Genomic DNA, 15,452 nt, shown 5'->3' on the forward strand with positions numbered 1-15,452 from the left:
CTCTGAACATAATAAAGGCAGAAACTATTATTAAGGTATTCGGTCAGGTGGTATGTATTGATGTTCAGTAAAAAGAAAAGTGCAGCAGCCAATCAAAAAAAAAATGAAGAGAAGAACTGGAATACTCAAGATGTGACACTTGAATTACTGAAAAATGTAATAGCGAAAATGGATGATGCCAAAATCGTACAGAGGAAAACAAACAACGGTGCTTCTTTTTCGCTTGTTTACATACAAACGTTAATTGACAAGGAGAGACTCAACGAGGCGGTTATTCAGCCACTTCTCCTGACCCGGGATCAGCCGTTTATTCAGGGTATATCCACCTGTAGCGTTTTAAGATTCTATTCAATAGAAGAAGCCAAAGAACAAATGATGTTTGGTGCTGTTCTCATCCATGATCAAGAAAATAATGAATGGTGGGCGGTGAAACTGGAGAATTCGCTCAGCCGAGCAATCGAAAATTCAGAAGTTGAGACAATAATGTACGGGCCAAAAGACAGCTTTACGGAAAGGATTGAGCAGAATATATTCATGATCCGTCGGCGTCTGCCTGTTACTGAGCTGAAAGCAGAAAAATTCCAGGCGGGTTCGAATACCAAAACCCAGGTTCAGATGCTTTATATTGAAGGAATTGCCAATCCAGATATCGTCGAAATTGCACGGAAAAGTATTTCTAAAGTTAACTTTGACTTGATTTTGGAGGCATCCAATCTTTCCGCTTTTATGGATGATCATACGCACAGTTTGTTTCCGCAGTTTATGCAGACGGATCGGCCGGACTCATGCGCCTATTCACTGGGGCTTGGAAAGATCATTATTTTGATAAATGATACACCTTTTGCACTCATCGCCCCCATTACCTTTTTTCATCTGTTTCAATCTCCTGAAGATTATGTTCATCGCTGGGTGATTGCGAGTTTTTTACGAATCCTTCGTTATTTTAGTTTTTTTATAGCCATCACTTTGATTCCTCTTTATGTCGCATTAACTAGTCATCATTATCAGATGATTCCGCTCCAGATTCTGTATGTACTCACGGAATCACGGACCAAACTGCCATTCACCCCATTTTGGGAATCAGTAATCATGTTGGTTATCATTGAAATTATTAAAGAAGCGAGTTTACGGATGCCGACAAAAACGAGTCAAACTATTGGAGTGATTGGTGGTATTGTTATCGGACAAGCTGCTGTCGAAGCGGGATTTGCCAGCAAAGTGTTGATTGTTCTCGTGGGAATCTCGGCGATTGCATCATTTTTAGTGCCGAATTATTTAGTCACAAAAGCAACTACCGTTCTTCAATTTTTGATTCTTATTCTTGCATCAATTCTGGGGATCTTGGGGATTGCCTTTGGATTGATTCTTCTGCTCGCTCATCTGAATGGTCTTTCTTCCTTAAAACAGCCATTTTTTGCACCGGTTGCTCCGCTTTACTGGAGAGATTGGAAAGATCTTTTTGTTCGCGCACCATTGCCATGGGCAAAGCTGCGGCCGGAATATTTGAAGACGGTAAAAAAATGGCGGGTTTCTAAAGGGGAGGGGAGCGAATGAGCAGCAGATTCCGCTTGTTTGATAGAACTGCTGTTATGGGGAGCGGTTATATCTTTGCCATGGTGAACCGGATGCAAATGCTGTACTATGTATTAATTTTGCCCAAACATTTGGTCCATCCTTATATGATGGCAGGGATCCTTGGAGTGGGTATTCTTTCACAGATCAATCTTTTGATTTTGTCCAAATATTTAACATCAAATTATTTTGTTCTAGGTTATCGCGGCTTTGTCCAACTATTTGGCGAAAAGCTTATCCGATTCTTTGCACTTCTTGGGTTTTTTTTCATTTTAATTAAAGTGATTGTGACCACATTGGGGTATGTCGAAATTGTCCACCAATTTATGTTTCCCTCGATGAAGACGAGCTGGCTTATTTTCTTCTTGATGGCGTCCGGGTTTTATATCGCTTGTCAAGGGATGGAGAAAACGATTCGCTTGTCCATCATCTGTTTTTTTGCCACGATATGGGTGGTTCTTGTCTATATTCCATATTTTTTGCCGCCGATTGCCGAAACTCATCATTTGTATCCGTTGGTGCCTGCGGCGGGTTCACTTCCTTCATGGTATGGACTGTTGATGATTTGGTCTGCCCTATCTGGACCTGAGTATTTAGTTTGCCTCGGCCCCTGGATCGGCCCTAAGGAAAAGATTTTAAGGGGAATGAGTATAGGCAATGCACTGTCAGTCTTTGAATATCTTGTTCTGTTTGTGGCTTGTCTTCTATATTATGGTTCAACATACTTGGAGAAGATTAGTTTTCCGGTTGTGAACATGATCCGCTATCTTCAGTCACCCATTTTTGAAAGGGTGGATCTTATATTAATTTCTCTAAACATGATTTATTTTCTCTATATTATTGCCCTTTTTCTATTATGTTTGTATGGAGCATTAAGAATCGTTTCAGGAAGAATAAATATCGATACGAATCGCAAGGGCTTTTTAGGCAGTATTATTGCCGTTTTTATTTGTATGATAGTCATTAATGGTTGGTTCTGGAGGGAAGGACAGGAATTAAATGTATGGGTAACACTTCAGCTATGGCTGGGTGCAATTACCTACCTTTTGGTTCCTTCAGTACTTGCCATTGCAATAAAAAGGAAAAGGGGGCAGCCTTAGATGAAGATTCTTTTATCCATCCTTTGTATCCTCCTCCTCGTTTTTTCAGGCGGCTGTTCATCACCTTTTGTTGAAGACAATACTGTTGAGGAGATTGCTCCTGTCACGTTTTGGTCCCTGAATAAAGGTGAAGGAGGCAAAATGAAAATAACGACCCTCGTCCCTCCGGTTACTAATGAGAAAAAAAAGCTGTTTACACTGAATGTGGATTTATTAAAGCAGGGGAAAAAAGAATTTAACCTGAAGTTTTATCGGGAATTGAAGAATGGCCAACTCCGCATGCTGATCATTAATGAAAAACTGGCAAAAAAAGAAATCATCTCGATAATTGATACGATCCTTACCGATCCTGATGTATCTCCGCGTCTTTTTCTTGTACTGGTCAAAGGAAGCTTTGAAGATTTTTTAGAAAGCGAAAGCAAAGTGGAGAAGAATCTGGATTACAACCTTTACCGGATGTTCCGGCATTATGAAAGAAGAAATCAAGGGGAAATGAGCATCGTCAATTTGCATGAATTTATGGAAAAGGTCTACTCTCCTTATTCGGATCCAGTGCTTCCGTTATTTAAGGCAGACAAAGATAATTTTACGTATGAAGGAACTGCTTTATTTAAAGAAAATAAGTATGTGGGTTCCTTTAATAAAAGGGAAGACCAAATGTTTCAGCTCATTGCCAATGACCACTATTTAAAGAATCTTCCCATCCCGCATCTCAATGTGTCCTTGGGTCAGGTACGCTCAAAGGTTCTTATGCAGGCCGATGATCAATTCAAAACGTTAACCATTCATGTTAAGCTAAAGGGAAGAATTGATGAATACCGAGGACACCGAAACATACTCAGCCGAACTGAAATGAATAGGATGATCCACGATATCGAGTCTTATTTTCAACGAGAAACCGAGACGCTTGTAAAGGAAACACAAAGGTTAAAGATAGAACCGCTGGAAGTAGGGGCCCATACGCTCTCTCCTTTGGTTCATCCAATGACACGAAGTGTATGGCTGGAAAAATATGGAAAAATGAAGGTTCATGTGAAATACTCGGTGAAAATAGAACCGCTAAGTTTGTAATTTTAATAAGCTTTACACTTAAGGAGCCAGCTTTTTTATTTGGAGCAAAAGAGAGATTAAACAATAATAGAAAAAACGAGTACCACACCGAATTGATCTCGACTACCAAATTTCATGTGCCTTTTTTGATATGCCTATTTTTCATATGTTGGCTTAGAAATGACCATGTGAAATCTTTGGCATGATATGCCTTGGAAGAACCAGAGAAGTGATTTAATAATAGAAAAAGAAAAAGTATACAGAAGAACAATTCTTAAAAACAAGCAAGAGGGAGGTATATGTATGGCAGAGCAGGTATAAGAAAGTATACATTGATACATCCTTGAGCGGGCACAACTTAAAGGCACATAAACAGTATTCAATGATTCATGTTTGGCTGCTGCTGGTTTTTTTTACAGCGCTGATCGGTATTAAATACTCATGCAGTATCAAAAACATGATATATTTAAGAAGCTGATTTTACAAACTTTAAAATCACCAGTCCTGCCTATGTAGAAAAACTGATTATGGCTGATTGGATGCAACTGTTATTCAGTGGGTATACATTGACAGTAACTATTAAATATAGTAAGCTTAAAATAATTAAATGAATCGTTCTCCTGAAGGGGAGTAGCTTTTACAGTAAAGTCGTCATTACGGAATTCTTTCCCGGCTTTGCTGGCAGCTTGATGCTGTTAGCGAGACCTTTGCCAATTTGGTAAAGGTCTTTATTTATGAGAAAAAGCCTTTACCATTATAATGGTAAAGGCTTTTTCTGTTGTTAATAAGTAAAACAGAATAAATCCTAAGGGTGACATTCAAAGAAAAAAAAGGGGTGTCCAAATGAAAAAAAGGAAACTTTCCATGAGGGAATTAGTGGAAAAAAATAAAAGGGAACTGATGAAAGATAAAGTGATGAATGAAAAAATAGAAAAAAGATTAGAGGATAAATATTTAAAAATGAAATATTAATAAGGCGACAAAAGACTTGTTAAAAAAACAAACAAAGGAATGGATGTTCATGATCTTAAGAAAATATATGTCTATGTTAGGTATTGGTGCAGCAAATATTGATCTAGTATTAGAAAAAAACACATATAAGATGGAAGAGCTGGTATATGGAGAATTTGTAATCAAAGGAGGCACGATAGAGCAGCAGCTCAAGCGAATTGAATGCAGCTTTAACCAGGTTAATAAGAATGAAAAAAAACAGAAAATCATTGATTCTTCGACTATTTTAACTTCACGAATAATAGAACCAGGAAGTATACATAATCTTCCATTTGTGTTTAGGCTTCCGTTCTCTATAGACCCATCGGATCAAACTACATCTCACTTTTTCAGGACGAGGCTGATTTTTGATGAAGGAATAGAAAGCAAAGATCAAGACGGGATCAAGATAATCGGATAACAATTAAATAGTTTAATAGATTATTGCCACTTGAAGCCATTTTAACAGTACAGTGCAGGCACCACACGTCTCTTAAAGGCTGTGGTGTTTTTTTGCTAATATAAAAGCCGGGTCAATAACCTGAACCATCCAAAAAGCATATGGAACGGGGGAGGAAGTAATGTTTTTTATAAAAAGGAAATTCTATCTATGAATATATCAGCATATATTAAAAAAAAAGCGCAATAGCATGCGCTCTTAATGGATATTTCTATAAAGGCCAATGACTTTCCCTAATATAGCTACATTTCTCAAAATGATAGGGTCCATCGAAGAGTTTTCAGGCTGAAGACGTACAAAATCCTTTTCCTTAAAAAATCGTTTAACAGTAGCCTCGTTTTCTTCAGTCATAGCAACAACGATATCTCCGTTGTTTGCAGTGCTCTGCTGTTTTACGATAACGTAGTCTCCATCTAGTATTCCTGCTTCGATCATGCTTTCACCCATAATTTCAAGCATAAATACCTGTTCATCATGTGAGGCCATGCTTTCAGGAAGCGGAAAATATTCTTCAATATTTTCAACAGCCGTAATCGGCAATCCTGCTGTTACCTTTCCCAAGAGAGGAACGTTCACAACCTTGCTGCTTGGAATGCTGCTGCTTTCTTCCATTTCCAATATTTCAATAGCCCTTGGCTTAGTCGGGTCTCTGCGGATTAATCCTTTGCTTTCCAGGCGTGATAAGTGCCCGTGGACAGTCGAACTGGATGCCAAACCGACTGCTTCGCCAATTTCCCGTACGGAAGGCGGATATCCTTTTTTGCGGACCTCATCTTTAATGAATTCTAAAATATCCTGCTGTCGTTTAGAAAGTTTTGTCATATGCACACCTCTTCTCAAAATCCTTTGTCTCATTATAACATGCTGTTTTAAGGGATACAAACATAAGTTCGAATTTTTGTTGACTAAAAACACATGTTCGTATTATACTATTGGTATAACAAGCGAACAAATATTCGATTTGAAGGGAAGATTGTTATGAGAAGCCTAGTCAAAAAGCATTCTTATACTTTATTATTAGCAGGTTTAGTTTTTGTTCTTTCTTTAATTTATTCTATGAATCTTAATAATGATGGCAAACAATCCTATCAATCAGTAACTGTGCAATCGGGTGACACGCTATGGAAGATAGCTGATCAATATAAAACAGAAGATTTGACAAAAGTTGAATTCATTGATTGGATAGAAAAACATAATGATATATACTCCAGCACCCTTAAACCGGGGGACAATCTCATTATTCCAGTAACTAAAGGAGAACTTGTCAGTAACCTGGCAAGTGAACAATAAAAAAGGTTGGGAAAAAATGAATGCAATGATATACTGCCGAGTCAGCACTGAAAAATCCTCACAGGAAACATCTCTTGCCAGGCAGGAAGAAGAATTATTAAAGCTTGCCGAAAAATTAAATTTCGAAGTTTGTGCCACTATCAAAGAACAAGCGAGCGGATATGAGCTCAATAGAGACGGAATATTTGAAATTCTTGATTTAATTAAAGATAAGAAAGCGAATGCCTTACTGATACAGGATGAAACAAGGCTTGGCCGGGGAAATGCAAAGATAGCTCTTTTTCATGTGCTTATCAAAGAGGGGATTACTATTTACACGCTTTCACATGAAGGAGAAATTGAATTATCGGATTCTGATGCCATGTTAATAGAAATTGTCGGCATTGTTGAAGAGTATCAAAGAAAACTTCATAATCTAAAAATCAAAAGAGGCATGCTCCGGGCAGTCGAACAAGGATTCCGGCCAGAAAAAAACCTGAAAAACCATGGTAATCCTGCCGGCAGAGAGAAAAAGGAAGTTCCGGTTGAAGAGATTGTTCGCTTAAGGATGAATGGGCTGACCTTTGAAGAGATTTCAGCAACTTTAAGAGGATTTGGCTATAAGGTTTCTAAAGCAACGGTCCACCGCCGTTATCTTGAGCATCAAAAAGGGGTAGAAAGTCAGTCATAGAACTTGTTTTTTTCGATGATTTTATATAACATGACAGTATCAGAAAAAGAAAAAAGAAGGAGCGAGACGATGCTGTCGAAAGAAAAAATCGCCCGTATTAATGAATTGTCAAAGAAGTCAAAAGCAGAAGGCTTAACAAATGAGGAAGCGAAAGAGCAATCTAAGCTTCGAAGTGAATACCTTCAGACTTTTAGAAAATCAATGTCCGATACCCTTGAAAACGTGACAGTGATAGATCCAGAGGGCAATGATGTCACGCCCGATAAAATTAAAGAAATTAAAAGCATGAAAAAAAATCTGCATTAAACATTGCTGCTTGAAAAAAGAGAATGCATAAAATATGTATTCTCTTTTTTAAATTTTTGGAATTTCGAGTGAGTTACCTTTAAGAAGCCCCAAGATAAGTCTGTTTCCAATTTATTAGTGTTAAGTAATTGATAAAAAACCTCTCAATAGTGAATGAATTATGTTTTCGACAAAATCATTTAATTTTTTTACCATATAACAACATTTCTTTCCGATAATAGCAGATATAATAAGAAAAAGGCTGTTGGGAGGCGTTGTATTGAGAAATTATCGGATATATCTTATAGAAGATGAATTTGCCTATCATTTTTATGGCAGAGAGAAGATGTTTTTCAATTTGTTTTTGGAGTATACTAATGCCTCTGGTGAGAAGAAGAGTATTTTGCAAAAGCAAATCGAATATGTAACAAAAACGATACCAGAAAAACAGCTGCAGTCAGAAATAAAGAATAAAACTACAAAAAAAAATAATATAACGAGTCAGAATGGTGTTTATCTCTTAGATAATACAAGAGGATTCAGTAAAGCAGCTCTAATCATCCATGTCGATTATTTGGCTTTAAAAGCAGACGGCAATTTTGAAGCTGAAACTGCATTTTTTGAATGCATTAGAAAATGTGATTCCAATTTTCTTGCGCTTGATTTCGATAACAATCGATATGGCTGGCTAAAACCGATAAAAGAGAGAAAATTTGTCTAAATAGAGGACTTTCTACTTCGGAGTATTGTATAATATTCCTTGGTCTAGTACACTGTATGATAGACAACATGAAGGAGGAAATAGTATGTGGGTATACATTCTAGTTGGTGTTCTGGCATTAATCGTCGGAATAGCATTAGGATTTTTCATAGCTCGGAAATACATGATGGACTACTTAAAGAAAAATCCGCCAATCAATGAACAAATGTTAAAAATGATGATGATGCAAATGGGTATGAAACCTTCCCAGAAAAAAATCAATCAAATGATGAGTGCTATGAACAAGCAGCAAACAAAATAAATCCTGATATATCAAGGGTTTATCACTTGATTGAAGGCAATTATAGGTCAAGCTTTTCTAAGAATACGATGTAGAGTGAATTTTTCATCGGAACTTTCAACTATAATTGCTTTATCTTTCATCAAACTAATCCGAAACCACTTTTTCTATTGGAAACTAAACCAATGAAGGGTGGTTTTTTTGTGTTATTTGAGGATGTTTTAGAAGAGTATATGTATCACTGCCAAGCTAAAGGATACACAGAAAAGACGATGAAAAATAAACGCCAAGAGTATAAGCAGTTGAAGATTTATTTGAAGGATAAGAGAGCTATTACAGAATTAGAATCTATTACAATTCATGACTTAAAAGCGTATGTCAGATTGAAGCAACAGCAGGGATTAAAAGCACAAAGCATTAATGATGTTGAGAAAGTAAAGGAACATGTAAAAAATAAATGACCACAAAAAGTGGTCTTTTTTTAATATTGAACTGCTGTATTACAAGCTAATTTTACAAATATATTTGGGTATTCGAACTAAGTAAATTAATCAATTAGTGAATCACAAGAAATTTACGACAGTAAGGATTCAAGTTACATAAGTAAGATTGTGTCCTGCTTAAACTATAGGGTGCTTTACTTAAACAACTGGTGATGATTTCACCCCGAAAAGGGTTAAGAGGCTCTTACTCTTTTCCTCAATAATTTCTCTATTTCCCTTTTCGGTAGTGGTTTACAGATGTAAAAACCTTGTAAATAATCGCATTCTTTTGCGAAAATCTCCATTTGTTCCTTTGTCTCTATGCCTTCTGCAACGACTTCCAGTTTTAAGCCTTTCGCCATTAGCAACATGGATTGTACAATCGTTTGATCCTTTTTCTTATGAATATCAATAATGAAGCTTCGATCCAACTTCAGTTTATCAATCTCTAATTCTTTTAAAAAATATAAGGAGCTGTATCCTCTTCCGAAATCATCAATAGAGATTCCCACTCCTAACGCTTTCAGTTTTTTCACCGTATTCATAATTAATTCCATATTACCGGTGACACTTTCAGTTAATTCAAGTTCTAGGTAATGGGGATCTAAACCTGTGTTTTCCAATGCATTTTTTATATTCTCAACCAATAGCTGGTCTGAAAATTGCTTAATGGAGAGGTTTACCGCTACTTTTAAACCTTTTCCGAATCGTAGATGCCATTGTTTGATTTGCTCACAAGCGGTTTTTACTACCCAATCCCCCATTTGAAGAATAAATCCAGATTCTTCTGCGAGAGGAATGAAATCGCCCGGTGCAATCAAGCCGAACATTGGATGATTCCAACGTATAAGAGCTTCAAAACCAACCATTGCACCTGTCTTAGCGGAAACTTGAGGCTGGTAATGAAGAGCAAACTCATTGTTCTGTAATGCTTTATTCAAGTCAGATGCTGCAAAACCATAAACGGAGATATTCTCTGCTGTATTTAAGAATTCGCTCATTTCCCCTGAACCCACCTTGTTTTAGAATAGGATCAGAAACTGTGACAATAAAAAAAAGAGCTGATTCCTCAGCCCTCTTAGCAGATTATCCTATTGCCCCATTATCTTTCTTGGATGGTTTCTTATTAATTATCATCAGGATAATGGCTACAACTGCTCCAATAGCAGTAACTGTAAACCCTGTTTGATTCCTTACGGTTAGACCATAAACTAAGCAACCTCCGAACAACAGCACAATTAAAACATGAATGAGATAATACTTAGACATACATTATCCTCCTTTAGTTTTCATAATTATACTTGGTCAATGTCTTTCCTCTAAACTTTGTATCTTTATAATATACTGTTTTGACCTTAAACTGATAGCCTCTTTTGTCTGATTTTTTCATATATGTTTTAAAGGATAGATAACTCTTATAGGTCTCTTTCCAAGCATACCCTGTACCTACAATAGCTGATAAGAAAGATAAAGGCTTATTAATAAAACCTGCTCCTGTAATCAGGACACCACTCATAATAATGCCTGACCTCCTATCCTTTGACTGATAGACCAGAGTATACTTAGTCGGCACATGTTAAGTATAGCACTTATAGGCTGGGTAACAAGCGGAGGCTTTCTCAGGTTTGACTGCTACAGATGCTCCTAAGATGGCTAGACATAAGGCAAAAGCTGACACAATTTTAACTACTTTCAGTTTCATGGGTTACACTCTCCTTATCTGCTATGGTATTGAGATACAGGATACTGCATCACATGTAAAATATTAAAATGGAAGTAATTATCAGATAATACTATAAAAGTCCCATTTTCGCCTTGATTAGACCTATTTTTCAGAGAAAATAAAAAAGAGGAGCTGATTACTCAGCTACCTCCTGTATATCATCTATATCTAAGTATCTTACCTGACCATTAACCTCTACATCATACTGACCTGAGCCTATCTCTACTACTCATTCTATACCATGTTTAAGGTAAAAACAAAGGGGAAATGTCGATTATTGGATGAAAGTCCAAATGCGTTATTTTGAACAAAAGAAAAAACAGACCTCAAAGGTCTGCTTTTAAATATAGAAAAAAAGTAGGGTTTCCACTACTCTTTCTATTCGTTTAGGATTGAATATGAAAAAATACCTGTTGTAATTCACAACACGGGTAAAACATATGAAATTAAGTTCTTGGAGGAAACTGAATATATTGAAAGGCTAAATGAAAAACTTTAAGAAGAAATACAAGAACTTTATAATGCAAAACCCAAGGAAATTGCTGGGGAGATTTCTGATGTCATAGAAGTTTTATATGCCATAGGTGATACTAAGGGTATAAAGAAAGATGTAATTGAGAAAACAAGACAATTGAAATTGAGGAGCGTGGCGCATTTAGAGAAAGAATACTTTTACTGTCAGTAACCGATAAGATAAAGGTCCGGCGTTCTTTTTTAGTCATAGTAGATTCTCCTCTAGTTAAGTATCTGTAGTCTACTTGACCTTAATTTTTCTGTCCAACTTAGTGTAGCCTATCCAAGAGCAGGCGAACACCCGAAACGTTTTTTAACGGGTTATCAAGGTTATTTACAAGTGGATGGATATTGTGGTTACAATCAAGTACCGGATGTCACCCTTGTGGGATGTTGGGCGCATGCCAGACGTAAGTTTAATGAAGCCTTAAAGGCTTTACCTGATTCACAGGAGGGTAAAAAGGTGAAGGCGAATGAAGGGTTGTATTTCTGTAATCAACTCTATTCTATCGAAAGAAAGCTAAAACATGTCGACCCTACAGAACGATATGAGCAGCGACTGGAAAAAAGCAGGTCCATTCTGGACCTGTTTTCAGCATGGCTTTATGAACAAAAAGATCTCGTTCTACCAAAAAGCGCGCTAGGAAAAGCCATCATTTATTGTTTGAATCAATGGAATGATCTTGAAGCTTTTTTATTGGACGGACATTTAGAAATCGACAACAACAGAAGTGAACGTTCCATTAAACCGTTTGTGATTGGGAGAAAAAATTGGATGTTTTCTAATACACCGCGAGGTGCTAGAGGGAGTGCCGTCATGTATAGTGTGGTTGAAACGGCAAAAGAGAACGATTTGAGTCCCTATCATTATCTTCGCTATTTGTTTTGAAACGCTGCCAAATACGGATCTAACAAAAAAAAGAAATAGATAAAGTCTTGCCGTGGTCATCTAGTTTACCCTCTGCATGCAGAGTACCGATAAAAATTGAAGCAAACAAAACATAGTCGCGAAATACACCTCCCATGTAATATTTGGGGGCTTCTTGACGTTTACGCTTAAACTCACCATAGCTTTATAGGTGCGAAAGTTGAGTTATAATATAAATTGAAACAACGTATTTCGTCTTTATCTTTATTTTTTCCTCTTTTGTATTTCCTCTGTCACGACAAAAACAAGGTCGTCATTTCCAAATAAGGATAATACTCCTAGAATAGTTTCATCCGATACTTCACCGGCTTCATCTTTTGGTACGGTTAATTCGATAGCTTCTCTCAATGCCGGGTTCGCGCTTTGGTTGGGATAGGCACGTAGATAGATTTCTTCAGGTTCGAGATCATGATTGATGCACCACTGCGCAAAGACGAGAATCATCATCTTTTCTTGACCTTGGTAGTTTTCGATTATTTTTTCTTCCAATTCTTTCTGATTCATATGAATTCTCCTTTGAAGGATTTAACAAGATTATTATACAGTGAAAACTGCAGGAATGAAAAAGGAAAAATAGAAGAGATAAATATATCTTTTATGAAGAATATCCTTTAAGGCGGGGGAGTTCAACAATATAGCATTCATGAAGTGGAAGAAATGATCCTAATGCTGCATTTCTTTGGAGTCAAGAAGCATTGGGTGGGAAAACAAGAGAACCGTCCCTTTGTTTCCAAATTTATTCCTTTCAACTATTCCATTTTCTGTGTTATAGTTAAATATTGAATTATAACACAGAAAATGGAATAGTTTAATATTGAACTATAACAATCAGATGAACGATTTTATAATTATTTCCTAAACTAAACGAAACAAAATAAAATGAAATTTAAATGAGGTTAAATATATGAGTGTATTAACGGTTACAGACCTAAACCACGGATTTGGCGATCGTACGATCTTTGATAATGTTTCCTTCCGCTTGTTAAAAGGTGAACATATAGCTTTAATTGGGGCAAACGGCGAAGGTAAATCGACGTTTATGAATATCATTACAGGGCAACTTCTGCCTGACGATGGAAAAATAGAGTGGTCAAAGCATCAACGAGTCGGTTATCTTGATCAACATACGGTTTTACAAAAGGGAATGTCAATCCGTGACGTATTAAAAACGGCTTTTCAATATCTCTTTGACGTTGAAACGAATATTAATACCATTTATGAAAAGATTTCAGACGTTACACCTGAAGAAATGGAAAAGTTGTTAGAGGAAGTTGGTACATTACAAGACATATTAACAAATAATGATTTCTATATTATTGATTCTAAGGTAGAAGAAGTGGCACGTGGTCTTGGACTTGATGGTATAGGATTAGAAAAAGATGTTCATGATTTAAGCGGTGGGCAAAGAACGAAGGTTTTATTAGCCAAGCTTTTACTTGAGAAACCAGATATTCTTCTTTTAGATGAGCCTACAAACTATTTAGACGAACAACACATTGAGTGGTTAAGACGTTACCTGCAAGAATACGATAATGCTTTTTTATTAATTTCTCATGATATTCCATTTCTTAATAGCGTTGCAAATGTGATCTACCATTTAGAAAATCAGAAATTAAATCGCTACGTGGGTGATTACAACCATTTCCTTATTGCCTATGAAGCTAAAAAAATACAAGTTGAAGCTGCCTTTAAGAGACAACAATCAGAAATTGCTAGTTTAAAAGATTTTGTAGCCCGTAATAAGGCAAGGGCATCTACCAGCAGCCTTGCCATGTCGAGACAGAAAAAACTCGATAAAATGGATGTTATTGAAATAGCACAGGAACGACCAAAACCTGATTTCAACTTTAAAGAAGCAAGAACCTCAGGTAAATTAATTGTAGAGACGAAAGAATTTGTCATTGGGTACGATGAGCCACTATCAAAGCCGTTAAATCTTTATATAGAGCGTGGACAAAAAGTGGCATTAGTTGGAGCGAATGGGATTGGTAAGACTACACTCCTTCGAAGCATGCTCGGAGAAATAAGATCTCTTTCTGGTTCACTTGAACGCGGTGAACATCAGTATATTGGGTATTTTGAACAAGAAGTGAAAACGGAAAATCAAAACACGTGCATCGAAGAAATATCGAATACGTTTCCTCAGTTAAGTCAAGGACAGGTACGCGCTGCTCTTGCGAGATGTGGGTTAACTAGAAAACATATTGAAAGTAAAATATCCGTATTAAGTGGTGGAGAGCAAGCGAAAGTCCGGTTATGTAAGCTCCTTAACCAAGAAAGCAATATCCTTGTTTTTGATGAGCCAACCAACCATTTGGATAAAGATGCAAAAGCTGAGCTAAAACGAGCTTTGAAATCGTATAAGGGAAGCGTGGTCCTTATCTCTCATGAACCTGATTTTTACCAAGACGTGGTAACAGATATTTGGGACGTAGAATCATGGACAACGAAAGCCATCTAAACTTGAACGATCCGAGTAGGAGTCGCCATTTCTGACTACCCATATGAATAGTAAAAAAGGAGAGCCGATCATGATTACTCTCCTTTTTTCTTATATTCCATAAATCTTCAGTGAAACAGGATTTTTACGTGTGAAATACTAACCAAAAATCATAGCAAATTTTCCAGCGAAGGATAAACCACTTTTTAGAAAAGTATGTCACTTTATATAGACATTTAAGGCGAAATAAGGTATGTTTTTCATAATAGAATAAGTGATTCGGATTAAGATGAAAGATATGGTTGAATTTATCTTTTACAAGTGGCTTAAACCCTTGATATTAAAGAAAAATCCGCCAATCAATGAACAAATGTTAAAAATGATGATGATGCAAATGGGTATGAAACCTTCCCAGAAAAAAATCAATCAAATGATGAGTGCTATGAACAAGCAGCAAACAAAATAAAATTAAGGTTGAACCCTTGATATTACTAGGTTTGCCGTATTCATTTATCTGAATGTAAGCAGGGATTAACAGGGTGAAATTATGACTTTGGTTAATCTTTCTTCACGATTTTTTATTGAGAATGGTTTATCATTCTTTTTGACACTATAAGACCACTTTTTCTGGTGAAAAATTAACCAGAGAAGGTGGTCTTTTTTTGTGTTTATAGAGGATGTTATCGAAGAATATTTCTACTATTGCCAAGCAAAAGGTTTTACTGATAAGACAATGATCAATAAGCGACAGGAGCTAAGACATTTCAATACCTATTTGTCGGAGAAGAGGGCTATTACTGAATTGGAGAGTGTTTCTGTACATGATTTAAAAGCCTATTTCCGACTAAAACAAAAATCAGGTCTTCAACCTCAGAGTATTGTTTCTATGTATAAACTGATTTCGGCATTTTTCAATTAGTCTGTAAAGAAAGATTATCTGAAAGAAAA

At 36.5% G+C, this 15,452-nt stretch carries 18 protein-coding genes and 2 pseudogenes; 15 read left to right on the forward strand and 5 right to left on the reverse strand.

The annotated features are described in order from the left end of the window. Nucleotides 1-60 precede the first annotated feature (60 nt). The 5 genes from BM126_RS04235 (at nucleotide 61) to BM126_RS04255 (ending at nucleotide 5,133) form a co-directional block, all read left to right on the forward strand. Nucleotides 61-1,554 carry a spore germination protein gene (locus BM126_RS04235; protein WP_090988272.1) on the forward strand — a complete coding sequence of 498 codons (1,494 nt, stop codon included), beginning with the start codon at nucleotides 61-63 and terminating at the stop codon, nucleotides 1,552-1,554. Further along, nucleotides 1,551-2,672, forward strand: coding sequence for a GerAB/ArcD/ProY family transporter (locus BM126_RS04240; protein WP_177201298.1), 1,122 nt, complete (start codon nucleotides 1,551-1,553; stop codon nucleotides 2,670-2,672). Before BM126_RS04235 ends, BM126_RS04240 begins: the two co-directional genes overlap by 4 nt. Continuing rightward, nucleotides 2,673-3,743, forward strand: coding sequence for a Ger(x)C family spore germination protein (locus BM126_RS04245; RefSeq protein ID WP_090988273.1), 1,071 nt, complete (start codon nucleotides 2,673-2,675; stop codon nucleotides 3,741-3,743). Between the two features lie 822 nt (nucleotides 3,744-4,565). Beyond that, nucleotides 4,566-4,694, forward strand: a complete 129-nt coding sequence (locus tag BM126_RS04250) for an FbpB family small basic protein (protein WP_090988275.1) — start codon at nucleotides 4,566-4,568, stop codon at nucleotides 4,692-4,694. A 16-nt stretch (nucleotides 4,695-4,710) separates the two neighbouring features. Beyond that, nucleotides 4,711-5,133 carry a sporulation protein gene (locus BM126_RS04255; protein ID WP_256212965.1) on the forward strand — a complete coding sequence of 141 codons (423 nt, stop codon included), beginning with the start codon at nucleotides 4,711-4,713 and terminating at the stop codon, nucleotides 5,131-5,133. A gap of 237 nt (nucleotides 5,134-5,370) precedes the next feature. Here the strand turns inward: BM126_RS04255 and lexA are convergent, their stop codons facing one another. Then, the gene (lexA, locus tag BM126_RS04260) at nucleotides 5,371-5,994 is read right to left on the reverse strand and encodes a transcriptional repressor LexA (protein ID WP_071350650.1); all 624 of its coding nucleotides are present in this window, start codon (nucleotides 5,992-5,994) and stop codon (nucleotides 5,371-5,373) included. Between the two features lie 234 nt (nucleotides 5,995-6,228). Here lexA and BM126_RS22170 point away from each other — a divergent pair, with 234 nt between their 5' ends. The 6 genes from BM126_RS22170 to BM126_RS04290 all read left to right on the forward strand — a co-directional run bounded on the left by BM126_RS22170 (nucleotide 6,229) and on the right by BM126_RS04290 (nucleotide 8,879). Next, nucleotides 6,229-6,462, forward strand: coding sequence for a cell division suppressor protein YneA (locus BM126_RS22170; protein ID WP_177201299.1), 234 nt, complete (start codon nucleotides 6,229-6,231; stop codon nucleotides 6,460-6,462). 16 nt (nucleotides 6,463-6,478) lie between these two features. Further along, complete coding sequence (locus tag BM126_RS04270) at nucleotides 6,479-7,132, forward strand: YneB family resolvase-like protein (protein ID WP_090988419.1); 654 nt, start codon at nucleotides 6,479-6,481, stop codon at nucleotides 7,130-7,132. Nucleotides 7,133-7,201: 69 nt separating this feature from the next. Continuing rightward, nucleotides 7,202-7,438 carry a DUF896 domain-containing protein gene (locus BM126_RS04275; RefSeq protein WP_071350648.1) on the forward strand — a complete coding sequence of 79 codons (237 nt, stop codon included), beginning with the start codon at nucleotides 7,202-7,204 and terminating at the stop codon, nucleotides 7,436-7,438. Nucleotides 7,439-7,697: 259 nt separating this feature from the next. Beyond that, nucleotides 7,698-8,138 (forward strand): sporulation inhibitor of replication protein SirA, encoded by a 441-nt coding sequence (gene sirA / locus BM126_RS04280; protein WP_090988279.1) that lies wholly within the window; start codon nucleotides 7,698-7,700, stop codon nucleotides 8,136-8,138. Nucleotides 8,139-8,223: 85 nt separating this feature from the next. Then, nucleotides 8,224-8,439: a YneF family protein gene (locus BM126_RS04285; protein WP_090988281.1), complete on the forward strand. Its 216-nt coding sequence runs from the start codon at nucleotides 8,224-8,226 to the stop codon at nucleotides 8,437-8,439. Nucleotides 8,440-8,621: 182 nt separating this feature from the next. Next, complete coding sequence (locus tag BM126_RS04290; RefSeq protein WP_090988283.1) at nucleotides 8,622-8,879, forward strand: site-specific integrase; 258 nt, start codon at nucleotides 8,622-8,624, stop codon at nucleotides 8,877-8,879. 215 nt (nucleotides 8,880-9,094) lie between these two features. Here BM126_RS04290 and BM126_RS04295 read toward each other — a convergent pair whose 3' ends face one another. From BM126_RS04295 to BM126_RS04305, 3 genes are all read right to left on the reverse strand, one after another. After that, the gene (locus BM126_RS04295; RefSeq protein ID WP_090988285.1) at nucleotides 9,095-9,901 is read right to left on the reverse strand and encodes a putative bifunctional diguanylate cyclase/phosphodiesterase; all 807 of its coding nucleotides are present in this window, start codon (nucleotides 9,899-9,901) and stop codon (nucleotides 9,095-9,097) included. Nucleotides 9,902-9,986: 85 nt separating this feature from the next. Then, entirely contained in the window at nucleotides 9,987-10,169 is a 183-nt protein-coding gene (locus BM126_RS04300; RefSeq protein WP_090988287.1) for a hypothetical protein, read from the reverse strand. A gap of 13 nt (nucleotides 10,170-10,182) precedes the next feature. Next, on the reverse strand, nucleotides 10,183-10,416 hold the full coding sequence (locus BM126_RS04305; protein WP_090988289.1) for a hypothetical protein: 234 nt from the start codon (nucleotides 10,414-10,416) through the stop codon (nucleotides 10,183-10,185). 1,006 nt (nucleotides 10,417-11,422) lie between these two features. Between BM126_RS04305 and BM126_RS04310 the strand changes: the two are divergent. After that, nucleotides 11,423-12,141, forward strand: a pseudogene (locus tag BM126_RS04310) (IS66 family transposase); the annotation flags it as partial. A 127-nt stretch (nucleotides 12,142-12,268) separates the two neighbouring features. Here BM126_RS04310 and BM126_RS04315 read toward each other — a convergent pair. Continuing rightward, on the reverse strand, nucleotides 12,269-12,568 hold the full coding sequence (locus BM126_RS04315) for a hypothetical protein (protein WP_090988291.1): 300 nt from the start codon (nucleotides 12,566-12,568) through the stop codon (nucleotides 12,269-12,271). A 400-nt stretch (nucleotides 12,569-12,968) separates the two neighbouring features. On the opposite strand from BM126_RS04315, the gene BM126_RS04320 reads away from it, so the two are divergent. The 3 genes and pseudogenes from BM126_RS04320 to BM126_RS22720 all read left to right on the forward strand — a co-directional run bounded on the left by BM126_RS04320 (nucleotide 12,969) and on the right by BM126_RS22720 (nucleotide 15,423). Then, on the forward strand, nucleotides 12,969-14,525 hold the full coding sequence (locus BM126_RS04320) for an ABC-F family ATP-binding cassette domain-containing protein (RefSeq protein ID WP_090988293.1): 1,557 nt from the start codon (nucleotides 12,969-12,971) through the stop codon (nucleotides 14,523-14,525). 319 nt (nucleotides 14,526-14,844) lie between these two features. Beyond that, a pseudogene (locus tag BM126_RS04325) lies at nucleotides 14,845-14,970 on the forward strand (YneF family protein); the annotation flags it as partial. A 198-nt stretch (nucleotides 14,971-15,168) separates the two neighbouring features. Next, nucleotides 15,169-15,423, forward strand: coding sequence for a site-specific integrase (locus tag BM126_RS22720; RefSeq protein ID WP_256212966.1), 255 nt, complete (start codon nucleotides 15,169-15,171; stop codon nucleotides 15,421-15,423). The last annotated feature ends 29 nt before the right edge of the window (nucleotides 15,424-15,452 follow it).

The sequence above is a fragment of the Bacillus sp. OV322 genome (genome assembly GCF_900112495.1).
GTDB lineage: Bacteria > Bacillota > Bacilli > Bacillales > DSM-1321 > Peribacillus.

Excerpts from the sequence above, each read along its gene's own strand:
- lexA (WP_071350650.1), bottom strand. The coding sequence starts at position 5,994 with ATGACAAAACTTTCTAAACGACAGCAGGATATTTTAGAATTCATTAAA.
- BM126_RS04240 (WP_177201298.1), top strand. The coding sequence starts at position 1,551 with ATGAGCAGCAGATTCCGCTTGTTTGATAGAACTGCTGTTATGGGGAGC.
- BM126_RS22170 (WP_177201299.1), top strand. The coding sequence starts at position 6,229 with ATGAATCTTAATAATGATGGCAAACAATCCTATCAATCAGTAACTGTG.
- BM126_RS04245 (WP_090988273.1), top strand. The coding sequence starts at position 2,673 with ATGAAGATTCTTTTATCCATCCTTTGTATCCTCCTCCTCGTTTTTTCA.
- BM126_RS04315 (WP_090988291.1), bottom strand. The coding sequence starts at position 12,568 with ATGAATCAGAAAGAATTGGAAGAAAAAATAATCGAAAACTACCAAGGT.
- BM126_RS04320 (WP_090988293.1), top strand. The coding sequence starts at position 12,969 with ATGAGTGTATTAACGGTTACAGACCTAAACCACGGATTTGGCGATCGT.
- BM126_RS04270 (WP_090988419.1), top strand. The coding sequence starts at position 6,479 with ATGAATGCAATGATATACTGCCGAGTCAGCACTGAAAAATCCTCACAG.
- BM126_RS04300 (WP_090988287.1), bottom strand. The coding sequence starts at position 10,169 with ATGTCTAAGTATTATCTCATTCATGTTTTAATTGTGCTGTTGTTCGGA.
- BM126_RS04235 (WP_090988272.1), top strand. The coding sequence starts at position 61 with ATGTTCAGTAAAAAGAAAAGTGCAGCAGCCAATCAAAAAAAAAATGAA.
- BM126_RS04250 (WP_090988275.1), top strand. The coding sequence starts at position 4,566 with ATGAAAAAAAGGAAACTTTCCATGAGGGAATTAGTGGAAAAAAATAAA.
- BM126_RS04285 (WP_090988281.1), top strand. The coding sequence starts at position 8,224 with ATGTGGGTATACATTCTAGTTGGTGTTCTGGCATTAATCGTCGGAATA.
- BM126_RS04295 (WP_090988285.1), bottom strand. The coding sequence starts at position 9,901 with ATGAGCGAATTCTTAAATACAGCAGAGAATATCTCCGTTTATGGTTTT.
- BM126_RS04305 (WP_090988289.1), bottom strand. The coding sequence starts at position 10,416 with ATGAGTGGTGTCCTGATTACAGGAGCAGGTTTTATTAATAAGCCTTTA.
- BM126_RS04275 (WP_071350648.1), top strand. The coding sequence starts at position 7,202 with ATGCTGTCGAAAGAAAAAATCGCCCGTATTAATGAATTGTCAAAGAAG.